A 22,369-nucleotide genomic window follows, 5' to 3' on the forward strand; every position below is an offset into this window, starting at 1 on the left:
ACTATTAGCATCCCGATAGCTCTGTACGATGGATAAATAAATGCGACCAGTTTTTTTATTTTTCACTTGTCTAAGAAACATGAACATGGCTCCCTTAATTGAATACGATTTTACCTTCATTATACCATATTATTCTACAAAAGTCTACTAAAATATGACAAAAAATAAAATAAAAATCCCCGGAAACATCAATGAAATCAATGCTTTCGGGTTAATAGTTGTTTAAATGTGTTGCAAAATTGGGGAGATTCCTGAAGCACCTCATGAAGTCCTATTAGTTTTAGATGCAACGACTGGCCAGAATGCGTTACAACAAGCCAAATTGTTTAAAGAATCTGCAGGTGTTTCAGGTTTGGTCTTAACTAAATTGGATGGAACAGCAAAGGGCGGAATCGTGATTGCTATTCACCATGAATTACAGATACCTGTCAAACTAGTTGGCTTAGGTGAAAAAATGGATGATTTGCAAGAGTTTGATGCAGATCAATTTGCCAATGCATTATTTGCACAAGGTTTTCTTGAAGAAGACCAGGAAGAAATCTGACAATAAAAACAGCTTGACATTCGTTTCTATAGCCAGTAATATATTTCTTGTAAAGGGAATAGTCTTTACAGATTACTCTCTTTATAGTGAGGTGGTGCAAAAATGTTAGAAAAATCCACAAGACTCATTTTGCTTCACGACTTTTATCAAGATCTTTTAACAGAGAAACAGAAACAATATATGGAATTGTACTTTCAAGATGATTTTTCTTTAGGTGAAATAGCTGAAGAATTTGGAATTAGTAGACAAGCGGTTTATGAACATATCAAACGATCTGAAAATTTGTTAGAAGAATATGAAGGTAAGCTTCAGCTTCTTGCAAAATATGAACAGAGAACAAAGATTTTAGAAGAAATGGAACAGCTTATTGATCGACAAGAGGGAGAGTTTCTCCTTCAATTAAAAGAAAAAATAAATCTTTTAAGACAAATAGATTAGGAGGCGGTCAGAAATGGCGTTTGAAGGGTTAGCTGGCCGACTACAAGAAACTTTTAACAAGTTACGCGGTAAAGGCAAGGTGTCAGAAGAAGACGTTAATCAAATGATGCGCGAAGTTCGTTTGGCCTTATTAGAAGCTGACGTTAACTTCAAGGTGGTTAAAGATTTCGTCTCTCGAGTGAAGGAAAGAGCCATTGGTCAAGAGGTTCTAAAAAGCTTAACACCTGGCCAACAGGTCATTAAAGTGGTTAATGAAGAACTTACTCAATTGATGGGAGGAACCCAGAGTAAGTTAAATATGTCCCCCAAGCCGCCAACAATCATCATGATGGTAGGTTTACAAGGGGCAGGTAAAACCACCCATACCGGTAAGCTAGCAAAATATTTACAAAAACAAAACAAACAACCGCTATTAGTTGCCGCAGATATTTACAGACCAGCGGCAATTAAACAACTACAAGTACTAGGGGAACAATTAAAGATTCCTGTCTTTAGTATGGGAAACGAAGTATCGCCTGTTGAAATTGCCAAAAAAGGTATTGAATATGCAAAGGCAGAAAATCGCGATGTGGTAATCATTGATACAGCTGGGCGTCTTCATATTGATGAAACCCTAATGAATGAATTGCTACAGATTCGGGATGAAGTAAAACCCCATGAAATATTATTGGTTGTTGATGCAATGACAGGTCAGGATGCAGTGAATGTAGCAAATAGCTTCCATGAGACTCTATCGCTAACAGGTGTGATTTTGACAAAGCTAGATGGAGATACGCGTGGCGGTGCTGCAATTTCAGTCAAAGCAGTAACAGGTTGCCCAATTAAATTTGTGGGTATGGGTGAAAAATTGGATCAAATTGAACCTTTTTATCCTGATCGAATGGCTTCCCGTATTCTCGGAATGGGTGATGTTCTTACTCTTATTGAAAAAGCACAAGCCACAGTGGATTCACAAAAAGCTAAAGATTTAGAGAAGAAGATTCGAAGCGCAGAATTTTCATTTGAAGACTTTTTAGATCAATTAGAACAAGTTAAAAAAATGGGGCCTTTGGATGAAATCCTTGGCATGATCCCAGGATTGAACAAAGCAAAAGGCCTAAAAGATCTAAAAGTTGACGATAAACAATTAGCACATGTTGAGGCCATTATTATGTCGATGACAAAAGAAGAGAAACAGCATCCGGAAATCCTAAACGCAAGTAGACGACGTCGTATTGCAAATGGGAGCGGTACAAGTATCCAAGACGTCAACCGACTTCTCAAGCAATTTGAAGATATGAAAAAAATGATGAAGCAATTTTCTAATATGGCAAAGACAAAAGGAAAAAAGAAAAAAGGATTTAAATTTCCTTTTATTTAATTATTTTAAACGATTTTTATTTGCTAAAGGAGGTGAACAACATGGCAGTACGTATTCGTTTAAAGCGCATGGGTGCAAAAAAAGCTCCATTCTATCGTTTGGTTGTAGCAGATTCCCGTTCTCCTCGTGATGGACGTATCATTGAAGAAATTGGGACATATAATCCATTAACACAACCTGCGCAAATCAATATTGATGAAGAGAAAGCTTTAAAATGGTTGCAAACTGGTGCAAAACCATCTGACACTGTTCGTAACTTATTCAGTAAATCTGGAATTTTGAAAAAAGCACACGAATTAAAACAAGAGAAATAAGTCGAACAATAATAATGGATCATTTATCCATTGGAGGTCTTTTCTTATGAAAGAACTAGTAGAAGTGTTGGCTAAAGCACTTGTTGATCATCCTGACGAAGTTCGTGTGAATGAAATAACTGGTGATAAGTCTATTGTTTATGAACTATCTGTTGCCCCAGAAGATATGGGAAAAATTATAGGTAAACAAGGGCGGATTGCAAAAGCAATTCGTACTGTTGTGAGTGCTGCAGCAGTTAAAGAAAACAAACGTGTGATGATTGAAATCATCTAAACACAGGGTGGGGATATCCCCACCTTTTGCTCTATCAAAAGAAAATATCATCCAGATCACTTATCTCCACCAGTTTTATTGAAAAGGCGGTGTTTTATGAAAATTAAGATTCCTGTCCCAGTGAAGATGGTTGTAACCAATCAATCCAAGCAGTTGTTGGTCACTGAAATTGAACAATCAATGAAGCAGATTAAAGTTGAGTTAGAACAATTAAAATTTCAACAAAAGAAATTGTTAACGGAAGCTGAGAAAAAAGGAAAAGAAGCAGTTAGAATTGTTCAAGATCGGATTGGATATGAACATCAAAAGAGAAAAGAAAAACTTGAACAATTGGTGGTTCAATTAGAACAAGTGGAGAAACTAAATATAGGAGATGAAATCTTTCATAGTACGGTAGATACCGAAATAGAAGTAAATGTCGGTGATCATTGGGATCAAATTTTTCATCGCTATGAAATTATTATTAAAGATGGTATTATAACAGAAATTAGAAAGAGGGTAGAATAAGTTGGATACCCATTTTTTTAAAATTGGACAAATCGTAAATACATTTGGGATAAAAGGTGAATTAAAGATCTATTTACATACAGATTTTCCTGATGAAAGATTTAAAAAAGGAAACCAGATTTTTATAGGGTCGGAGAATCATCCAAATCAACAATCTGCGATGATTCAATCGGCAAAGCCATATAAGAATCTTTATTTGGTCAAGTTAAAAGGCTATGATAATATTAATCAAGTTGAAAAATATAAAGGATTATATATGTGGATTTCCAAAGAACAGCAACATGATTTGGGAGAAGGGGAGTTTTATTTTCATCAAATTATTGGTTGTAAAGTATATTCTACAGATGGTGAAGAAATTGGAACGGTTACAGAAATTTTATCCCCTGGCGCTAATGATGTTTGGGTGGTAAAGGATGCCACTTCGAAAAAAGAGATTCTTATCCCTTATGTAGAACTTATAGTGAAGGAAGTTAACGTAAATGAAAAAAAGATTATCATTGAACCGATTGAAGGTTTATTAAGTTAGATTCAGGTGATCAAGATGAATATACATATATTGACGCTATTTCCTGAAATGTTTGAAGGTATATTACAATCTAGTATTTTAAAAAAAGCACAAGAAAAAAACGCAGTAACAATTAACACGATTAATTTTCGGGACTTTGCTACCAACAAACATAAAACAGTGGATGATTATCCATATGGTGGTGGAAATGGTATGGTTCTTAAACCAGAGCCAATTTTCTATGCAGTAGAATCGATCCCAAATTATGAAAAAGCAAGAATCATCATGATGACCCCGCAAGGAATACCTTATACACAAAAAAAGGCAGAAGAATTGAAAAAGGAAGAACATCTTATTTTTCTTTGTGGTCATTATGAAGGATTTGATGAAAGAATTAGGGAACATTTAGTCACAGACGAGCTATCGATTGGTGATTATGTTCTTACAGGTGGAGAATTAGCTGCAATGGTAATTGTTGATAGTGTGGTTCGATTGTTACCAGGAGTGCTTGGAAATCAGGAATCAGCAGAAACCGATTCGTTTAGTTCTGGATTATTAGAATACCCTCAATACACAAGACCTGAAGAATTTAGAACATGGAAGGTTCCAGAAGTATTATTATCTGGACATCATCAAAAAATTGAAGAGTGGAGAAAAAAGGAATCGATAAAGCGTACTTTACAGCGTCGACCTGATCTGATTCAAGCTCATCAGTTTGATGCAAAAGACCAAGCCCTAATTAAAACCATCAAACGGGAATTAAATCATGAAAACTAAAGACTAACTTTAGGTTGTCTTTATAAATAGATTATGATACAATATTTTTTGTTGATTACGACGGTCCTCTGGCTGTGTACATATGCAGTTGATGAACGTCTGTTTGGAAGGAGGGAATCAACAATGAATTTAGTTCAGGAAATAGCAAGAGAACAATTACGTACAGATATTCCTGAGTTTCGCCCTGGTGACACTGTTCGTGTACACGTAAAAGTTATCGAGGGTCAACGCGAGCGGATTCAGGTGTTTGAGGGTGTTGTTATTAAGCGCCGTGGTACTGGAATCAGTGAAACTTATACAGTTCGTAAAATTTCTTACGGTGTAGGTGTTGAGCGTACATTCCCAGTTCATTCACCAAAGATTGACAAAATCGAAGTAGTACGTCGTGGTAAGGTACGTCGTGCTAAGCTATATTACCTACGTAACTTACGTGGTAAAGCAGCTCGTATTAAAGAAAAAATGTAATTCATTAAAGAAAGGGGATCTTGTCATATACAAGCCCCTTTCTTTGCCATTTTCAGCATTTATCATGAGAGAGAATAAGGGGAAACCTGTATGGAAACAAAGATACTAAAAGAACTATTTGAATGGGCAAAGTCATTAACCATCGCCGTCATTTTGGCATTTCTGATACATACTTTCTTGTTTGCAGTTGTTGTTGTGAGTGGACCTTCAATGGAACCAACTTTGCAAAACAATGAGAGATTAATCATGAATAAAATCATATACAAAATACATGCTCCAAAACGGGGCGATATCGTTATCTTCCATGCCTCTGAAAAGGAAGACTATATTAAAAGGGTGATCGGCGAACCAGGGGATAAAGTAGAATTTAGAAATCAACAATTATTTATCAACGATCAACCCACACAAGAGCCATATTTAGATCGTTATTCGGGTAAAATCATTACTGAAGACTTTCCTCCTGTTACAGTACCTGATGGGATGATCTTTGTGGTAGGAGATAATCGAGGAAATAGCACTGATAGCCGAATAATAGGCCCTATTTCTCTTAACAAGGTAATAGGGAGGGCGGATCTTGCTATTTGGCCACTGAGTCAAGTCAGAAAGTTATGGAATTAGATTTTCTTTAGGGAGGAACTTTCAATGAGCAGCTCGATAAATAAAGAATTAAAAGAATGGGCAAAAGCGATTGCGATTGCTATCATCCTTGCTTATCTTATTCGAACATTTCTATTTGCCCCTTTTATTGTTGATGGCACTTCGATGATGCCGACTTTGGAAAATGGAGAACGATTAATTGTGAATGAGCTTCAATATCGTTTTGGACAACCAAAGCGTGGTGATATTATCGTGTTTCGTTATAGTGAAGAACAAGATTATATCAAGCGGGTTATTGCTTTACCTGGGGAAGTAGTAGAGGTGAAAAATGATCAACTATACATTAATGGACAAAAAGTAGAAGAGCCCTATTTAAATGAAGAAAGAAAGCAATTAGCAGTTCAAGGATTAACACTTACAGACGATTTTGGGCCAGTTAAGGTAGAAGAAGGCCACCTGTTTGTAATGGGGGATAATCGCCGAAATAGTAAAGATAGTCGAATGATTGGTACCATTAAGTTTGATCAAGTCGTGGGAAAAGCTGCATTTGCATTTTGGCCTATATCCGAAATAAAATGGTTGACGAGTAAATAAAGTAGGTGAGTAATTACATGATAATTCAATGGTTTCCTGGTCATATGGCTAAAGCCAGGAGACAAATTACAGAAAAGCTGAGTCTAATTGATATTATGATTGAATTATTAGATGCGAGAATTCCTCTTTCCAGTCGCAACCCCATGATTGATGAAATCGTTAATCAGAAACCAAGACTTGTTCTGTTAAACAAGAGTGACTTAGCTGATCAATCTATAGTAAAGGAATGGATTCAGTATTTCCATGATCAAGGATTAACGGCAATTCCTATTAACTCAATAAGTGGAAAAGGGCTTCAAAACATCATAAAAGAAGCTGAAGCGTTAATGGTTGAAAAAAGAGAAGCTTTAATGAAAAAAGGGGTTAAACCACGGGCATTAAGGGCGATGATTCTTGGAATTCCAAATGTAGGAAAATCTTCTTTAATTAATCGATTAGCTGGTAAAAGTATTGCTGTGACCGGTGATCGTCCCGGTGTAACCAAAGGGCAGCAATGGATCAAAGTAGGACAATCCCTTGAATTACTTGATACACCTGGAATTTTGTGGCCTAAATTTGAAGATCAAGAGGTAGGATACCGTTTGGCTGCAACTGGAGCAATCAAAGATCAAATTCTTCATTTTGATGATATTGCTATCTTTATTGTCAAATTTTTTAAGGAACATTATCCAGAGCGATTAAAAGAACGTTACAAATTAACGGAGATAGCAACACATCCTGTGGAAATCATTGAGCAAATCGGTCGTAAAAGAGGTTGCCTTGTTTCAGGTGGACAGATTGACTTTGATAAAGCATCAGAAATCATTGTTCGTGAATTAAGATCTGGTAAATTAGGCCCTTTTTGCTTAGAAAAACCCTATCAACTTGATTAATCTATGTTACAATAAAAACGTGCTATTGCACGTTTTTACATTTATGAGCAAATGTAGCGGAAGGAGAAACCATGTTAGAACATGAGAAAGTCTTATGGTCTCAAGGAATCCAGCTTATTGCTGGGATCGATGAGGTTGGTAGAGGATGTTTATTTGGTGATGTAGTGGCTGCTAGTGTCATATTGCCACCAAATCTTGAAATTAAAGGGATCGATGATTCTAAAAAATTAACACCAAAAAAGCGAGAGGAACTTTTTGATCAAATTACGAAACAAGCCATAGCAATCGGCGTGGGGAAGGTGGATGCTAAGACAATTGATCAAATTAACATTAAACAAGCAGCACGTCTTGCGATGAAGCAGGCGGTATTAATCATGAATATCTCCCCACAGGTTTTGTTAATTGATGCAGAAAAGGTAGATCTTACGATTCCACAAAGGTCGATTATCAAAGGTGATACGGTTAGTCAGTCCATCGCTGCAGCTTCAATTATTGCAAAAGTAACAAGAGATCGAATGTGTGAAGAATGGGATCAACTTTACCCTCTTTATGGGATAAAGCAACATAAAGGATATGCAACCAAATTACATAGGGAAATGATTCGACTTCATGGGCCAAGTCCATTACATAGACAATCATTTTTAGGAAATCTTCTTCAAGAAACATTATTTGAGTTTGAAATGGATTTTACAAAAATGGAAGGTTAGAGAAATATGATTCCTATGATTCCACGATTAGAACATATTTACCAAATGATTGAACGAGGGAAAGGTCAACTTTTTCAGTTGAAGGTTGGGCAAATTTTACGTGGGCAAGTGATAAACATATTAAATGAAACACAAGCGATTGTTCAGATTCAGGGGACAAAAATGCTTGCTAGAATGGAAGTACAATTAACCAAAGGTCAACAAGCCTTTTTTCGAGTGATGTCAATAGGAAACGAAATAAAATTAAAAGTATTGACAGATCCGACACCTTCTAGCAAACCCATCACTTCTTCAGAAGAGTTATTACAATTGTTAAATATCAAAAATTCACCTGAGAATCGTGGGCTTCTTCTAAAACTGTTAGATAATCAGCTTCCTATTGAAAAAGGAATTTTTGATGAGATTTCTAAGATACTTAAAATGATGAAACAAAATGAAGATACGGATGTATTACAAGCTGTAAAATGGTTGATTTCCAAGGATCTACCCGTAACAGCAAATTATATACGTTCAGCCCATGAATTTTTGTTTGGAGAAGGTTTTGTCACCAAATTACTTGATTTAAGCCGTTTAGCAGAAACATGGCTTTCGTCCAACCAACATAAAAACGTTCCTATTTCAAAAGAAATAACCACAAAAATCCAAAATCTACATCAACGGATAGATGAATTCCTTAGTAATGCACAAACATTAATCCATCAAAATCAAAATCAAAATCAAATTCAACAGCAAATACCATTTCAACCAGAACATTTTTTAGATCGGATGGTTAAATATATTGAACAATTTCAACTGAATATGACGGATCGGACAGACTTTTTAATCAATGAAAATGAGAATACACTTAAAGAGGTCATTACCCAGCTTTTAAGTCACAAGAATCATTTACCAGAAGAATTGGTGTCTCGACTTGAAAAAATAGTAGACCACATATTAGGTCAACAATTGCTGATTACACCAGACCAAGGAATATTTTCGCAGTTTATACTTCAATTTCCTAGCTTTGTGCCCTTTTCAACCAATCCTGTTTTTATCCAAGTGCATTCGAAAAAAGAAGAAGGAAGAGCAATCAATCCTAAGGATGTTCATTTTGCATTTCTTTTTGGCCTAAATCATCTAGGTGAATTAGTGGTTCATCTGCATATTTTACAAAAACAAATCTTTGTTCAAATTCAAAATGATTATCCCTTGATTAAGGAACTGGTTAGAGAATTAGAACCTAACTTTTTAGCTTTTATCAAAGAACAAGGTTATCAAACTTCTGGAATAACCGTTCAACCATTTACAAAAGGAGAAGCTAAGGTCGACTATCCTTTCTCATCCTTTACTCATAAGGGAGTGGATATCAAAATATGAAAAAACAAATAAAAAAAGCCATTGCTTTAAAATACGAGCCTTCCCATTTCAATGCCCCTCACGTCATTGCTAAGGGTTCGGGACATATCGCTGACCAGATCATTGAACAAGCGCAAAAACATGATGTAAAAATAGTTGAAGATCAAGCCCTGACATCAATCCTTTATCAGCTAGAGATACATGAACAAATCCCCCCGTCCCTTTACCCCATGATTGCGGAAATTTTTGCTTTCGTATACCAAGCAGAACAAAAGGCAGGAAATATTAAAAATGGTTGATCAACGTAAAAACTTAGGAAAATGGGGAGAGCAAAAGGCAAAAGAATATTTAATAAAGCAAGGATATCAGTTCATTACGGGGAATTGGCAAAATCGACTTGGAGAGATTGATCTCGTGATGAAGGATCGTGAGACACTCGTCTTTATTGAAGTGAGAACAAAAAGAAGTCATAAATATGGCACTAGTATAGAGTCAATCAATGAAAAGAAGCAACAACAAATGGTGAAAATGGCAAATGCTTTTTTACGGTATAAACAATGGTGGGAAATCCCGATCCGCTTTGATGTGGTAACCATAGATCAACACGAAGGGGTATATCAATTACGACATCATAAAAATGTAATTCAATAGAATCTATTCATTTCCCAGGACATCGCAAAAAGAATTGTATTTCTATTTTTTTCGACAGCAAAAATGAATAAACTTTTTATCTTGTTGTTTTCCATTTATAGGACTATAATAAGAATAATTAAATATTTGAGGGGGAGCTCCTATAAAGGGGCTGAGAAAGGGCTTAATAGCACCTGACCCTTAAACCTGATCAGGGTAATGCCTGCGGAGGGAATTTTAGGAATGTTACATAGCTTTTTAAATTTTGCCTCTGCTAAAGCAGGGGCTTTTTTTGTAAAGAAAAGTTCAAAATAACAGGGTCACTATTATTGATTTTAAAAAAGGAGGCTAAATCATGAAACGAAGTCGGGCGCTAACCATTGCTGGTTCTGACAGCGGAGGAGGAGCTGGAATTCAAGCGGATTTAAAAACGTTTACTTTGCTAGGGGTTTATGGAACAAGTGTGATTACATCCGTAACTGCACAAAATACTCAAGGTGTTTTTGCGATTCATGATATTCCAACTAACGTCATAGATCAACAAATCGAAGCGGTTCTATCCGATATAGGAACAGACGCTATTAAAATTGGAATGTTGTCTTCTAAAGAAATTGTCAAAGTAGTTACAGAACAACTTAAACAATACAAAGATATCCCTATCGTATTAGATCCAGTGATGGTTGCAAAAGGAGGAAGTCCTTTATTAGCTGATGATGCAAAAGAGGAGATCAAAAAAGAATTGTTTTCACTTGCCACGGTAATTACCCCTAATATTCCTGAGGCAGAAGTATTAACCAAACTAACGATAAAAACAGTAGAGGATATGAAAAAAGCGGCAGAAATATTAATAGAATTAGGCCCTCAAGCTGTATTAGTCAAAGGGGGTCATTTAGTAGAGGAAGCAGTTGATATATTATATGATGGTAAATATTGGATTACTTTTCCTGGAAAAAGAATCAATACAAAAAATACTCATGGAACTGGTTGTACTTACTCTTCCGCCATTGCAGCAGAATTGGCTAAAGGAAAAGAATTACAAAAGGCGATTAAAAACGCGAAAGAATTCATTCAAATGGCCATCATTGGCGCTGATGAATTAAATATTGGATCAGGTCATGGTCCAACCAACCATTGGAAATATTTAGAGGAAAAGGGGTTGGAAGCATGGAACTAAATCAAGTGAAACAAGTAGTTTTAAAGGTAAAAGAGAAAAAACCACTGATTCATCATTTAACCAATTTAGTTGTCACAAACTTTACAGCAAATGGAACCATTGCCTATGGAGCTTCCCCGATTATGGCAAATGCTGTGGAGGAAGTGGAGGAAATGGTGAGAGTTGGTAATGGGCTTGTAATTAACATGGGGACGATTACACCAGAGATGGTTACAGCGATGGAAAAAGCAGGAAAAGAGGCGAATCGTGTAGGGGTCCCCATCATTCTAGATCCCGTTGGTGTCGGTGCAACAACGTACCGTACAGAAGTAGTGAAACGGATGATGGATACTTTTAAGCCAACAGTAATTAGAGGAAATGCTGCAGAGATGGCTCAATTGGCTGGTATACCATGGCAGATTAAAGGGGTTGATTCTGTTGGAGAAGGTGGAGACCGCTTTGAGGTGGCTAAAAAAGTAGTAGAAAAATACCAAACTGTTGCAGTAATCACGGGTGAGAAAGACATTGTAACTGATGGAGAACGGACAGCAGTGATTGCGAATGGGCATCCTTTATTATCTACCGTTACTGGGACAGGTTGTTTAGCAACTGCGATTATAGGGGCAACGATCGCAGTAGAAGAAGATGCCTTTATCGCATCAGTTGCGGCATTGACGTATTATGAAATCGCTGCTGAAAAAGCTGCAGCCAAAACTCAAGGTCCAGGAACCTTTGCTGCTTATTTAATGGATGAACTATATCAATTACCAATCTCAGATATAGACACGATGGCAAAGATTGAATGGGTGAAAAATGATGAATTGGATTGATCAATTAGCAGTTTACTTAGTGATAGGGCGCAAAGATTGTACGATTCATCCTCCAATAGAAGTAGTGAAACAAGCTTTATCTGCAGGAGTAAAAACCATTCAGTTAAGAGAAAAAAAGGGTAACATGCGTGAAATTATCCAATTTGGACAAGAAATTCGAAAATTGACATTAGAATATCATGCACTATTTTTTGTTAATGATCGTCTTGACTTAGCTCAAATTCTAGAAGCTGATGGTGTTCATCTTGGCCAAGATGACATTCCAATCGAAGAAGCAAAAAAATTAGTGCCTCCTACATTTAAAATTGGTATTTCGGCTGGATCTGTAAAAGAAGCAATAGAGGCAGAAAAACAAGGTGCTGATTATATCGGGGTAGGCTCGATCTACCCTACGGTAACAAAAGAAGATGCGAAATGGCTTGGAATAGATGGCTTAAAGATGATCAGGCATTCAGTAGCCCTACCTATAGTGGCAATTGGTGGAATTCAAAAAGAGAATATTCCTGAGTGTAAAGAAAATGGAGCGAATAGTATAGCTGTGGTTTCTGCAATCACCCGTTCCAACAATCCTTATCAAAGCGCAAAAGAATTAGTAGAACGATGGGGGGCGAAATTATGAAGTGGGGAGTAAAACAATTGACTTTAATGGCGATGCTTGTTGCGATTGGAACGATCACATCTACTTTAATTTGGTTCCCGGCTGGGATTGCCAAAGCATACCCGATGCAACATGCGATCAATGTGATTTCTGCTGTCGTCTTAGGCCCTGTTGGCGGGATAACCGTAGCTTTTTTAATAGGTTTTTTACGAGACATATTAGGAGTAGGTACGATATTAGCCTTCCCTGGTGGAATGATTGGTGCTTTTATTGCAGGTTGGTTATATCGAAAAACAAAAAAACTTTTCTGGGCAGCATTCGGTGAAGTCATAGGTACTGGTTTTCTTGGAGCAATAGCCTCCGTTCCAATTGCCTACTTCTTTTTAGGAAAATCTGTAGCCGTATTCTTTTTTGTCCCTTCATTCCTTGTTAGTACCATTAGCGGTTCAATTCTAGCTTATTTAGTGATTTCGTTGTTAATGAAAAATGAAATGATGGCAAAGCAAATGATGTCATTCCAAGAGAGTTGATTTAGATTGATTTATTGGATAAAAACCTATAATAAAGCGATTTACCTTTTTATTTTAGGTATTATAATATGGCAACTTCTTCCCAAAGTTGTTACGATTCCGTCGTATATCTTACCTACACCTTTAGATATTATTCATTCTTTCTGGGAAGAAAAAGAAATCTTATTATTTACTCATCTACCTTTAACATTGTTAGAAAGTATGATCGGGTTAATTATTTCAATTGTAATAGGTTTTGTGATCGCTTGGATGATGCATATTTCTGTAAATGTAGAAACAACCATATATCCATGGATAATTATATCTCAGACAATTCCGATTATTGTACTTTCTCCTATTATTATCATGTGGTTAGGTTATGGTATATGGGCAAAAGTTTTTGTTATTTTTTTAATTAGTTTTTTTCCAGTTACTATGAATGTATTTCAAGGCCTTAAATCGGTAGATGGGGAAATCATTGCTCTTCTTCAATCTTATGGAGCGACAAAAGGCCAAATTTTTTGGAAAGTCGAAATTCCTTCTGCCATGCCATTTATCATAGCAGGTGTAAAAATGGCTGCAGTTTTTAGTGTAATAGGGGCAACACTTGGAGAATGGTTAGGTAGCGATCAAGGGTTAGGGTTTTATAGTAGAAGGATGACCTCCAATTTACAAGCTGATTCTGCTTTTGCTTCTGTTATTTTGCTAGCTTTATTAGGCTTGTTTCTTCATGGAACTGTACAGCTTATTCAGAATTTATTTTTTAAAAAGTATTTTAGGTAGAAAGGAAGAAAATAATGAATAAAAAAATAAAATATATCGTTCCAATCGTTATTCTTGCTTTAATCTTTACTTTTGTTGGGTGTAGTTCAAATCCAAATAATAATGAAACTGAAAAAACAAAATTAAAAGTGATGTTAGATTGGTATCCGAATGCAGTTCATTCGTTTTTATATGTGGCTAAAGAGAAAGGATTTTTTGATCAAGAAGGAATTGATGTAGAGTTTGTTATGCCAGCTGAAACAAATGATCCTCTGCGGTTAGTCGCTGCTGAAAAAGTAGATCTCGCATTAAGTTATCAACCTGAGGTGATTTCGGCCAATGACAAAGGAATTCCCGTCGTATCCATTGCATCGGTTGTCAATCATCCACTAAATGTCTTATTAGTACCTGAAAATAGTGAAATTAAAACTCCCAAGGATTTGGAAGGGAAAACGATTGGATATCCGTCGATCCCAATGAATGAAGCTCTTGTTAAAACGATGATAAAACATAGCGGTGGGAACCCTGAAAAGATTAAAATGGTTGATGTAGGTTGGGATTTAATGTCTGCATTAAGCACGAAAAAGGTTGATGCAATCAGTGGGGGTTATCTTAACCATGAAGAAATTTTATTAAATAAAGAAGGGTTTAAAGTTCGAGAATTTTATCCTCCATCTTATGGTGTTCCAGATTATGCTGAATTAGTACTTGTGACAAGTCAGGAGCAATGGAAAAGGAATCCAGATCTTTTGAAAAAATTTTGGAAAGCTGCGCAAAAAGGACAGGAAGAAGTTCAAAAAAATCCCGAGGATAGTTTGCAAATCTTATTAGATCATCAGCAGAAGGAGTCTCCATTAGATCCCCAAGTGGAAACTGAAAGTTTGGAACGTTTGCTTCCGTTGATGGAGATTTCAGGGCATCCCTTTGGATGGCAAAATAAAGAACAATGGAATGAAGTCCAAGATTGGATGGAAAGTTATCAACTGATTAAAAATAAAAAGCCAGTTGAGCAAATGTTTATAGAAATAGACTAAATAAAGAAGATTAGCGTCTAATCAATATGGTTAGACGTTTTTTAATGAAAAATTAAAGGAATTTTGAGAAATTGAAAGAAATTTAATAAGAGTCAGATATTACAGGTCAGGGAGTGTTTGCGATGTATGCAAAAGTAATGGGATCATCTATTGTTGGAATTGATGGATATCCCGTTGAAATAGAAGTGGATTTGGCAAACGGGTTACCTCAGTTTCAAATCGTTGGTTTACCTGATTCCTCCATTCGAGAATCAAAAGATCGCGTAAGAGCAGCAATTAAGAACATAGGCTATATTTTTCCAATGAAAAGAATTACTGTCAATTTAGCACCTGCAGACTTAAAAAAAGAAGGTTCTGGATTTGATCTTCCAATGGCAATCGGAATACTTTTAGCTAGTGATCAAATCTCAGCAAGTACCCTACCCATTGAACTTGGAAAAACTCTTTTTATTGGGGAACTTTTATTGGATGGCTCCATCCAACCGGTTAATGGTATCTTGCCAATGGCCATTGCAGCTAAACAAAATCATTTTCAAACTTTGATAGTGCCTAAAGAAAATTTGAGAGAAGCTTATCTTGTACAAGAAATTGATGTTTATGGTTTTTCTCATCTAAATGAAGTAATTAGTTTTTTGTCAAATGAAAAAAGAATACATGAAACAAATCGGAACATAAGAATAAATGATCATATCACATTGGATGAGCAGTTAAAATTTGTCGAAGACTTTGCAGATGTAAAGGGACATTATCAAGTAAAACGAGCCATAGAAGTGGCTGTGGCTGGCATGCACAACCTTTTAATGATTGGACCTCCTGGTTCTGGCAAAAGTATGATTGCAAAACGTATTTCCTCTGTATTACCTGAATTGATCTGGGATGAAGTACTAGAAGTGACAAAAATATATAGTGTAGCTGGTGAACTAAAAGAGCGAGGAACACTGATAAAAAAGCGGCCGTTTCGCCAACCCCACCATTCGATTTCAGTAGCTGGGATGATTGGTGGTGGAACAACGCCTAAACCTGGTGAAATCAGTTTAGCTCACCGTGGGATACTATTTCTTGACGAGCTACCTGAATTTCCAAGAAGTATACTTGAATCGTTAAGACAACCATTAGAGGATGGAAAGGTTACAATTAGTCGTGCAAAAGCAAACTATATCTTTCCTTCACAAGTGATGCTGGTTGGGGCCATGAACCCTTGCAAATGTGGATATTATGGCACAGATGTTCCTAACCATGAGTGCCGATGTACCCCGATAGAAGTACAAAGATATCGCTCAAAATTATCTGGTCCATTGCTAGATCGAATAGATATACATATTGAAGTACCTTGGATGAATATAGAAACCTTGCGAGATAAAAAGAAAGAAAAATCATCAAAAGAAATGCGAAAGAAAATTGAAAAGGCTAGAAAAATTCAGGAAAAAAGATTTCAAAAACAGGAGATTCAATTTAATAGTGAAATGAAAACTAGTCAGGTTAAGGAACATTGTATGCTTGAACCAGCAGCTGAATCTCTATTACAACGCTCTTTTGATCAATTTGGTTTTAGTGGCCGTTCCTTAGATCGAATCTTAAAAATATCAAGAACGATTGCTGATTTAGAGGAAAGCGAAACGATTCAAATCGCTCATCTTGCTGAAGCTTTGAATTATCGTGTGTTAGATAAGAGAGATTGAACACTTCTTAAACTTGTGTAGCTTTCATAATCTTATTTATTCGGTAAAATATAATATAGAAGAAAAAGAAAGGAAGTATTGAATATGTATCAAGTAAAAATACTACAAGCAAATCAAAATGATATTTTAGAAGAGCTAATCAATATGTGGTTAAGGGAACAAACTGAAGTAAATGTTGTTGATATTAAGTTTCATAGTCATTCACTCTCCACAGGAATGACAGAATATGTTGCTGTAATGGTATATGAAGTTCAAGCTTAATTGACAAACTCATTGATAAATATGAATCAACTACTTAATATGTGGTAGTTGTTTCATGTTGAAAATCGTCTAAATAATTGAATTAATTAAAATTTTGTGCAGGATTTATTTAAAAGTTATAGAATAAAACTAGATGTGGAAATCGAAGCTGATTATAGGAGGATGGAGAATAGGATGAATATCCACGAATATCAAGCGAAGGAATTACTGAGGAAACATGGTGTTGCTGTTCCAAAAGGAAAAGTTGCCTTTACTGTTGATGAAGCTGTAAAAACAGCGAAAGAATTAGGAACAGAAGTGGTTGTGGTAAAAGCACAAATTCATGCCGGAGGTAGAGGAAAAGCAGGTGGTGTAAAAATTGCAAAAAATTTAGATGAAGTGCGCAAATATGCAAAAGAGATTCTTGGGAAAGTCCTAGTCACACACCAAACTGGCCCACAGGGCAAAGAGGTTAAGCGCTTACTTATAGAAGAGGGTAGTAAAATTAAAAAAGAATATTATGTTGGTGTCGTTGTTGACCGTGCAACGAGTCGTGTTGTGATGATGGCCTCTGAAGAAGGGGGAATGGAAATCGAAGAAGTTGCGGCAAAAACCCCTGAAAAAATTATAAAAGAAGTGATTGACCCTGCCGTTGGATTACAGCCATTCCAAGCACGCAAATTAGCTTTTGCGATCAACATACCTGGTTCATTAGTTAATAAAGCGGTTAAGTTTATGATGGGATTATACCAAGTATTTGTTGAAAAGGATGCCTCTGTCGCAGAGATCAATCCATTAGTCGTTACTGAAGAAGGTGAAGTCGTTGCATTAGATGCTAAAATTAATTTTGATTCGAATGCCTTGTATCGTCACCCGGAAATAAAAGAACTTCGTGATTTAGATGAAGAAGATCCTAAAGAGATCGAAGCTTCTAAGTTTGATTTAAACTATATAGCGTTAGACGGTAACATTGGTTGTATGGTTAATGGTGCTGGATTAGCGATGTCAACGATGGATATTATCAAATATTATGGTGGAGAACCTGCGAATTTCCTTGATGTAGGTGGTGGTGCTACTACTGAGAATGTAAAAGAAGCATTTAAAATCATACTCTCTGATTCCAAAGTCAAAGGAATCTTTGTCAATATTTTTGGTGGCATCATGAAATGTGATATCATAGCGAATGGAATTGTAACTGCCGCTAAAGAAGTAAAGCTTGACCGCCCATTAGTCGTACGCCTTGAGGGAACAAATGTTGAGTTAGGAAAACAAATTTTGAATGATTCCGGCTTAAACATTGTTGCAGCAGATTCAATGGCAGACGGTGCAAAGAAAATTGTAGAATTAGTTAAATAGGAAGGCGGGGAAAAGATGAGTATACTAATCAATAAAGATACAAAAGTAATTACTCAAGGTATAACAGGTGCAACTGGTATGTTTCATACCAAACAAGCCTTAGAATATGGAACTAAAATGGTTGGTGGTGTTACACCTGGTAAAGGTGGTACAGAAGTCCTAGGACTACCAGTATTTGATACCGTGAAAGAAGCTGTTGAAAAAACAAGAGCAACCGCTACAGTTATCTATGTTCCACCTGCATTTGCAGCAGATGCAATTATGGAGGCTGTTGATGCTGAATTAGAGCTAGTTGTATGTATTACAGAAGGTATACCTGTGCTAGATATGGTAAAAGTAAAACGTTACATGGAGGGTAAAAAAACACGTTTAGTCGGTCCTAACTGTCCTGGTGTGATAACACCTGGGGAGTGTAAAATTGGGATTATGCCTGGATATATTCATGTTCCTGGCCATGTTGGAATTGTTTCGAGAAGTGGAACATTAACTTATGAAGCTGTTCATCAATTATCACAAAAGGGAATTGGCCAATCTTCTGCTGTAGGTATTGGTGGGGATCCAGTCAATGGAACGAATTTTATCGATGTTTTAAAAATGTTTAATGATGATCCATATACGTATGCTGTGATTATGATTGGAGAAATTGGTGGAACAGCGGAAGAAGAAGCAGCGGAATGGATTAAAGTGAATATGAAAAAACCAGTTGTTGGTTTTATCGGTGGCCAAACTGCTCCTCCTGGAAAACGAATGGGGCACGCAGGAGCCATTATTTCTGGAGGAAAAGGTACAGCGAAAGAAAAAGTTGCTAAATTAGAAGAAGCAGGAGTTCGAGTCGCATCAACCCCTTCTGATATTGGTTCAACTTTAATCCAAGTTCTTGAAGAAAAAGGACTACTACAACAATGTATTACTAAAAAATAATAGTCTAATATTCCTAGGGGCGTTTAAACGCCTCTTTATTATATCGTATTATATTTGGATAGAAAGGGTTATTTTAATGGGGATAGTGGGTTTGGTAAATGATAGAGAATTATTGATCTACCTTCATAGTCTGAATGGAGTAGGCTCTAGAACAATAAACAAAATTTTGGCTAATCTTACCACATTAAATGAAATTTTAGATTTTCAACCATTAGAATTATCGATGAAAACAGGAATAGACTTTAAGGTAGCTGAAAAGATTGTGAATCAGTTAAATGAAAAAGATCTTCTAGATTTTTTAGATCGATTAAACGAATGGGGAAAACTAGGTATTGATGTTATTACTTTTCATGACCAAGCGTACCCAGAAATGTTAAAGGAAATTGCTCAACCGTCATGGGTCTTATTTACTAGAGGGGATCTAGGACTTTTCCAAACTCCATCTATCTCGATCGTTGGAACTAGAAATCCTACTCCATATGGTCGAATGGTTGCCGAGCAATTAGCAAAAGATTTGAGTGAATATGGTTGGGTGATTACCAGTGGAATGGCAAGAGGAATTGATCGTTTTGCCCATGAAGGGGCACTTAAGTCTGACGGTAAAACAATCGCAGTTTTGGGAAATGGTATAGATGTGATTTATCCAAAAGAAAATAAAAAAATTTACGAAGCGATCATAGAAAAAGGGTTAATTGTATCAGAATATCCTCCTGGTACACAACCACATCCAGGTTTTTTTCCACAAAGAAATCGAATCATTAGTGGTTTGACCTATGGAACCATTGTAGTGGAAGCTTCTTTAAGAAGTGGATCTTTAATTACTGCTCAATATGCATTAGAACAATCTAGAGAAGTGTTTGCTGTTCCAGGCCCAATTACTTCTAAGCAAAGTTTTGGAACAAATGCATTAATTAAACAAGGAGCAAAATGTATTCAAGAAGTGAATGATATTCTTGAAGAGTTCCCTTATTTAAAATTTAGTTCTAGAAAAGACTCAAAACTTGAAGTACAACTAAGTGAATCAGAAGAAAAAATATATTCAATGATTCACTCCCAAATACATATCAATGAAATCATCGATTTATTATCTTTAACTTTATCAGAAGTTTATGAGATTCTACTCTCTTTACAATTAAAAGATAAAATTAAACAACTTCCCGGCGGTTTTTATATGAGAAAAAACTAAACTTTTGATACTGAAAAATTTGACAAAAAGAAGTTTACTATTTAATAATAGGAAATGTTACACGCAAATGTGGTGAGTAAGAGGGGAGGAAAAAAATATGGCAGATTCTCTAGTCATTGTAGAATCACCTGCTAAAGCAAAAACCATCGGAAAATATTTAGGGAAGAAATATATTGTAAAGGCATCCATGGGTCATGTCATTGATTTACCAAAAAGTCAATTAGGTGTTGAAATAGAAAACCAATTCTCCCCCAAATATATAACCATAAGAGGAAAAGGTGAAGTCTTAAAGAACCTAAGAGATGCTATAAAAAAAGTGAAAAATGTATACTTAGCTGCTGACCCTGACCGAGAAGGGGAAGCAATCGCTTGGCATTTGGCAAGAGCGTTAAATATAGACGAAAATAAAAAATGCCGTGTTGTATTTAATGAAATTACAAAAGATGCAATTAAAGAAGCTTTTAAACATCCGCGAAAAGTAAATAAGGATCTCGTAGATGCACAACAGGCGAGAAGAATATTAGATCGATTAGTGGGATACAAAATAAGTCCACTCTTATGGAAAAAAGTAAAAAAGGGATTAAGTGCAGGGCGTGTTCAATCTGTTGCAGTAAAATTGATCTATGATCGTGAAAAAGAAATTAAAGAATTTGTGGCTGAGGAATATTGGTCTGTTACTTTGTTATTAGAAACTCATGGGGAAAACTTTGAAGCAAAATTCTTTGGATATGATGGCAAAAAAACAGAGTTACATTCAAATGAAGAAGTGAAACAGTTACTAGAAAGCATTGAAGGTTATCCCGTCATTATTTCGGAAGTGAAAAAAAGTGAAAGAACCCGAAACCCGGCACTTCCATTTATTACTAGTTCATTACAGCAAGAGGCAGCACGAAAATTAAATTTCCGTGCCTCTAAAACAATGTCTATTGCACAACAATTATATGAAGGGATCGAATTAGGAAAGGAAGGAACAGTAGGTCTAATTACCTATATGCGAACGGACTCAACAAGGGTATCCCAAGTTGCACAAGAAGAAGCAAAGGAATATATCAAAAAAACATATGGAGAAAAATATTTACCTAAAAATCCGCGAACAGCAAAAAAGGGGAAAAACGCTCAAGATGCTCATGAAGCCATTCGGCCAACATCTGTCTTCAAAACACCAGATTCATTAAAAGCATTTTTATCAAGAGATCAATTAAGGTTGTACCGCCTGATTTGGGAGCGTTTTGTTTCAAGTCAAATGGCACCAGCGATCTTAGACACAATGATGGTTGATATTAATATTGGAGAAAGAAATGCTTTATTTAGAGCAACAGGTTCTAAAATTAAATTTCCCGGGTTTATTAAACTTTACGTAGAAGGAAATGATGATGGAAATAAAGATGAAGAACGTTTTTTACCTCCGTTGGAAGAAAAACAAGAACTTACGCTAAAAAATATAGACCCAGAACAACATTTCACCCAACCACCTCCTAGATACACAGAAGCTCGGTTGGTTAAGACTATGGAAGAACTAGGGATTGGTAGACCTAGCACGTATGCACCAACATTAGAAACCATTCAAAAAAGAGGCTATGTTAAACTAGAAGATAAAAAATTTGTCCCCACTGAACTAGGTGAGCTCGTTATTATTCTAATGAAAAAGTTCTTCCCGGAAATTCTTGATGTAGAATTTACCGCACATATGGAAGATCAGCTGGATAAAATTGAAGATGGAAACTTAAAATGGGTAGATGTACTGGAAAACTTTTATAGGGATTTTGAAAAAAGATTAAAACATGCTGAAGAAGAGATGAAAGAAGTAGAAATCAAAGATGAGATCTCTGATCAAATATGTGAAAAATGTGGTCGCCCTATGGTTTATAAAATGGGGAGATTTGGGAAATTCTTAGCATGTTCAGGATTTCCAGAATGTAGAAATACTAAACCGATTGTAAAACTCATTGATGTTAATTGCCCAAAATGTGGTGGAGAAATTGTCGAAAGAAAAGGGAAAAAGAAAGTGTTCTATGGGTGTAACCATTACCCAAATTGTGATTTTATCTCTTTTGATAAACCGATTACCAGACCTTGCCCCAAATGTGGCGGTTTAATGGTGGAAAAAAGATCAAAAAAAGGTACACAAATTCAGTGTACTGAGTGTGATTATAAGGAAGAAGTACAATAATGGAGGCACAAC

At 36.0% G+C, this 22,369-nt stretch carries 27 protein-coding genes, 1 pseudogene and 1 riboswitch; all 28 genes and pseudogenes read left to right on the forward strand.

Annotated elements, in window-relative coordinates; genetic code table 11:
- Nucleotides 1–244 precede the first annotated feature (244 nt).
- Nucleotides 245–544, forward strand: a pseudogene (locus BEN26_RS08410) (signal recognition particle-docking protein FtsY); the annotation flags it as partial.
- 102 nt (nucleotides 545–646) lie between these two features.
- Complete coding sequence (locus BEN26_RS08415; protein ID WP_068724493.1) at nucleotides 647–982, forward strand: putative DNA-binding protein; 336 nt, start codon at nucleotides 647–649, stop codon at nucleotides 980–982.
- 13 nt (nucleotides 983–995) lie between these two features.
- Nucleotides 996–2,342, forward strand: a complete 1,347-nt coding sequence (gene ffh / locus BEN26_RS08420) for a signal recognition particle protein (protein ID WP_069798043.1) — start codon at nucleotides 996–998, stop codon at nucleotides 2,340–2,342.
- A 41-nt stretch (nucleotides 2,343–2,383) separates the two neighbouring features.
- Nucleotides 2,384–2,656, forward strand: a complete 273-nt coding sequence (gene rpsP / locus BEN26_RS08425) for a 30S ribosomal protein S16 (protein WP_068724487.1) — start codon at nucleotides 2,384–2,386, stop codon at nucleotides 2,654–2,656.
- A 46-nt stretch (nucleotides 2,657–2,702) separates the two neighbouring features.
- Nucleotides 2,703–2,930: a KH domain-containing protein gene (locus tag BEN26_RS08430; RefSeq protein WP_068724486.1), complete on the forward strand. Its 228-nt coding sequence runs from the start codon at nucleotides 2,703–2,705 to the stop codon at nucleotides 2,928–2,930.
- Between the two features lie 96 nt (nucleotides 2,931–3,026).
- Nucleotides 3,027–3,437: a YlqD family protein gene (locus tag BEN26_RS08435; RefSeq protein ID WP_068724483.1), complete on the forward strand. Its 411-nt coding sequence runs from the start codon at nucleotides 3,027–3,029 to the stop codon at nucleotides 3,435–3,437.
- A 1-nt stretch (nucleotide 3,438) separates the two neighbouring features.
- Entirely contained in the window at nucleotides 3,439–3,963 is a 525-nt protein-coding gene (gene rimM / locus BEN26_RS08440; protein WP_069798045.1) for a ribosome maturation factor RimM, read from the forward strand.
- Between the two features lie 15 nt (nucleotides 3,964–3,978).
- Nucleotides 3,979–4,719, forward strand: a complete 741-nt coding sequence (trmD, locus tag BEN26_RS08445) for a tRNA (guanosine(37)-N1)-methyltransferase TrmD (protein ID WP_069798047.1) — start codon at nucleotides 3,979–3,981, stop codon at nucleotides 4,717–4,719.
- Between the two features lie 123 nt (nucleotides 4,720–4,842).
- Nucleotides 4,843–5,184 carry a 50S ribosomal protein L19 gene (gene rplS / locus BEN26_RS08450; RefSeq protein WP_068724479.1) on the forward strand — a complete coding sequence of 114 codons (342 nt, stop codon included), beginning with the start codon at nucleotides 4,843–4,845 and terminating at the stop codon, nucleotides 5,182–5,184.
- A gap of 90 nt (nucleotides 5,185–5,274) precedes the next feature.
- Nucleotides 5,275–5,802, forward strand: a complete 528-nt coding sequence (lepB, locus tag BEN26_RS08455) for a signal peptidase I (protein WP_069798049.1) — start codon at nucleotides 5,275–5,277, stop codon at nucleotides 5,800–5,802.
- 24 nt (nucleotides 5,803–5,826) lie between these two features.
- Nucleotides 5,827–6,375 (forward strand): signal peptidase I, encoded by a 549-nt coding sequence (gene lepB / locus BEN26_RS08460; protein WP_068724476.1) that lies wholly within the window; start codon nucleotides 5,827–5,829, stop codon nucleotides 6,373–6,375.
- Nucleotides 6,376–6,392: 17 nt separating this feature from the next.
- Complete coding sequence (gene ylqF / locus BEN26_RS08465; RefSeq protein WP_069798051.1) at nucleotides 6,393–7,247, forward strand: ribosome biogenesis GTPase YlqF; 855 nt, start codon at nucleotides 6,393–6,395, stop codon at nucleotides 7,245–7,247.
- 71 nt (nucleotides 7,248–7,318) lie between these two features.
- A complete protein-coding gene (locus BEN26_RS08470; protein ID WP_068724472.1) occupies nucleotides 7,319–7,954 on the forward strand; it encodes a ribonuclease HII in 636 nt (211 codons plus the stop codon).
- Nucleotides 7,955–7,960: 6 nt separating this feature from the next.
- Nucleotides 7,961–9,310 carry a hypothetical protein gene (locus BEN26_RS08475; protein ID WP_069798053.1) on the forward strand — a complete coding sequence of 450 codons (1,350 nt, stop codon included), beginning with the start codon at nucleotides 7,961–7,963 and terminating at the stop codon, nucleotides 9,308–9,310.
- Nucleotides 9,307–9,588: an EscU/YscU/HrcU family type III secretion system export apparatus switch protein gene (locus BEN26_RS08480; protein ID WP_069798055.1), complete on the forward strand. Its 282-nt coding sequence runs from the start codon at nucleotides 9,307–9,309 to the stop codon at nucleotides 9,586–9,588. The genes BEN26_RS08475 and BEN26_RS08480 overlap by 4 nt, the downstream gene beginning before the upstream one ends.
- Nucleotides 9,581–9,940 carry a YraN family protein gene (locus BEN26_RS08485; RefSeq protein ID WP_069798057.1) on the forward strand — a complete coding sequence of 120 codons (360 nt, stop codon included), beginning with the start codon at nucleotides 9,581–9,583 and terminating at the stop codon, nucleotides 9,938–9,940. Before BEN26_RS08480 ends, BEN26_RS08485 begins: the two co-directional genes overlap by 8 nt.
- A gap of 120 nt (nucleotides 9,941–10,060) precedes the next feature.
- Nucleotides 10,061–10,171: riboswitch (TPP riboswitch) on the forward strand.
- A 103-nt stretch (nucleotides 10,172–10,274) separates the two neighbouring features.
- On the forward strand, nucleotides 10,275–11,093 hold the full coding sequence (gene thiD / locus BEN26_RS08490) for a bifunctional hydroxymethylpyrimidine kinase/phosphomethylpyrimidine kinase (protein WP_069798059.1): 819 nt from the start codon (nucleotides 10,275–10,277) through the stop codon (nucleotides 11,091–11,093).
- Nucleotides 11,084–11,902: a hydroxyethylthiazole kinase gene (thiM, locus tag BEN26_RS08495; protein ID WP_069798061.1), complete on the forward strand. Its 819-nt coding sequence runs from the start codon at nucleotides 11,084–11,086 to the stop codon at nucleotides 11,900–11,902. Before thiD ends, thiM begins: the two co-directional genes overlap by 10 nt.
- A complete protein-coding gene (thiE, locus tag BEN26_RS08500; protein ID WP_069798063.1) occupies nucleotides 11,889–12,521 on the forward strand; it encodes a thiamine phosphate synthase in 633 nt (210 codons plus the stop codon). The genes thiM and thiE overlap by 14 nt, the downstream gene beginning before the upstream one ends.
- Nucleotides 12,518–13,030 carry an energy coupling factor transporter S component ThiW gene (gene thiW / locus BEN26_RS08505; RefSeq protein ID WP_069798065.1) on the forward strand — a complete coding sequence of 171 codons (513 nt, stop codon included), beginning with the start codon at nucleotides 12,518–12,520 and terminating at the stop codon, nucleotides 13,028–13,030. Before thiE ends, thiW begins: the two co-directional genes overlap by 4 nt.
- A 6-nt stretch (nucleotides 13,031–13,036) precedes the next feature.
- Nucleotides 13,037–13,792, forward strand: coding sequence for an ABC transporter permease (locus tag BEN26_RS08510; RefSeq protein WP_082732398.1), 756 nt, complete (start codon nucleotides 13,037–13,039; stop codon nucleotides 13,790–13,792).
- A gap of 14 nt (nucleotides 13,793–13,806) precedes the next feature.
- The gene (locus tag BEN26_RS08515; RefSeq protein WP_068724454.1) at nucleotides 13,807–14,805 is read left to right on the forward strand and encodes an ABC transporter substrate-binding protein; all 999 of its coding nucleotides are present in this window, start codon (nucleotides 13,807–13,809) and stop codon (nucleotides 14,803–14,805) included.
- A gap of 122 nt (nucleotides 14,806–14,927) precedes the next feature.
- Nucleotides 14,928–16,484 (forward strand): YifB family Mg chelatase-like AAA ATPase, encoded by a 1,557-nt coding sequence (locus tag BEN26_RS08520; protein ID WP_069798067.1) that lies wholly within the window; start codon nucleotides 14,928–14,930, stop codon nucleotides 16,482–16,484.
- Between the two features lie 84 nt (nucleotides 16,485–16,568).
- Nucleotides 16,569–16,745 carry a hypothetical protein gene (locus BEN26_RS08525; RefSeq protein WP_181482249.1) on the forward strand — a complete coding sequence of 59 codons (177 nt, stop codon included), beginning with the start codon at nucleotides 16,569–16,571 and terminating at the stop codon, nucleotides 16,743–16,745.
- 174 nt (nucleotides 16,746–16,919) lie between these two features.
- Nucleotides 16,920–18,080, forward strand: a complete 1,161-nt coding sequence (gene sucC, locus BEN26_RS08530) for an ADP-forming succinate--CoA ligase subunit beta (protein ID WP_068724450.1) — start codon at nucleotides 16,920–16,922, stop codon at nucleotides 18,078–18,080.
- Nucleotides 18,081–18,095: 15 nt separating this feature from the next.
- Entirely contained in the window at nucleotides 18,096–19,001 is a 906-nt protein-coding gene (gene sucD / locus BEN26_RS08535; protein WP_069798070.1) for a succinate--CoA ligase subunit alpha, read from the forward strand.
- 91 nt (nucleotides 19,002–19,092) lie between these two features.
- Entirely contained in the window at nucleotides 19,093–20,187 is a 1,095-nt protein-coding gene (gene dprA, locus BEN26_RS08540) for a DNA-processing protein DprA (protein ID WP_181482250.1), read from the forward strand.
- Between the two features lie 97 nt (nucleotides 20,188–20,284).
- Nucleotides 20,285–22,357 carry a type I DNA topoisomerase gene (gene topA / locus BEN26_RS08545; protein WP_069798075.1) on the forward strand — a complete coding sequence of 691 codons (2,073 nt, stop codon included), beginning with the start codon at nucleotides 20,285–20,287 and terminating at the stop codon, nucleotides 22,355–22,357.
- Nucleotides 22,358–22,369 lie beyond the last annotated feature (12 nt).

The organism is Tepidibacillus sp. HK-1 (assembly GCF_001748485.2).
Classification (GTDB): Bacteria; Bacillota; Bacilli; order Tepidibacillales; family Tepidibacillaceae; genus Tepidibacillus_B; species Tepidibacillus_B infernus.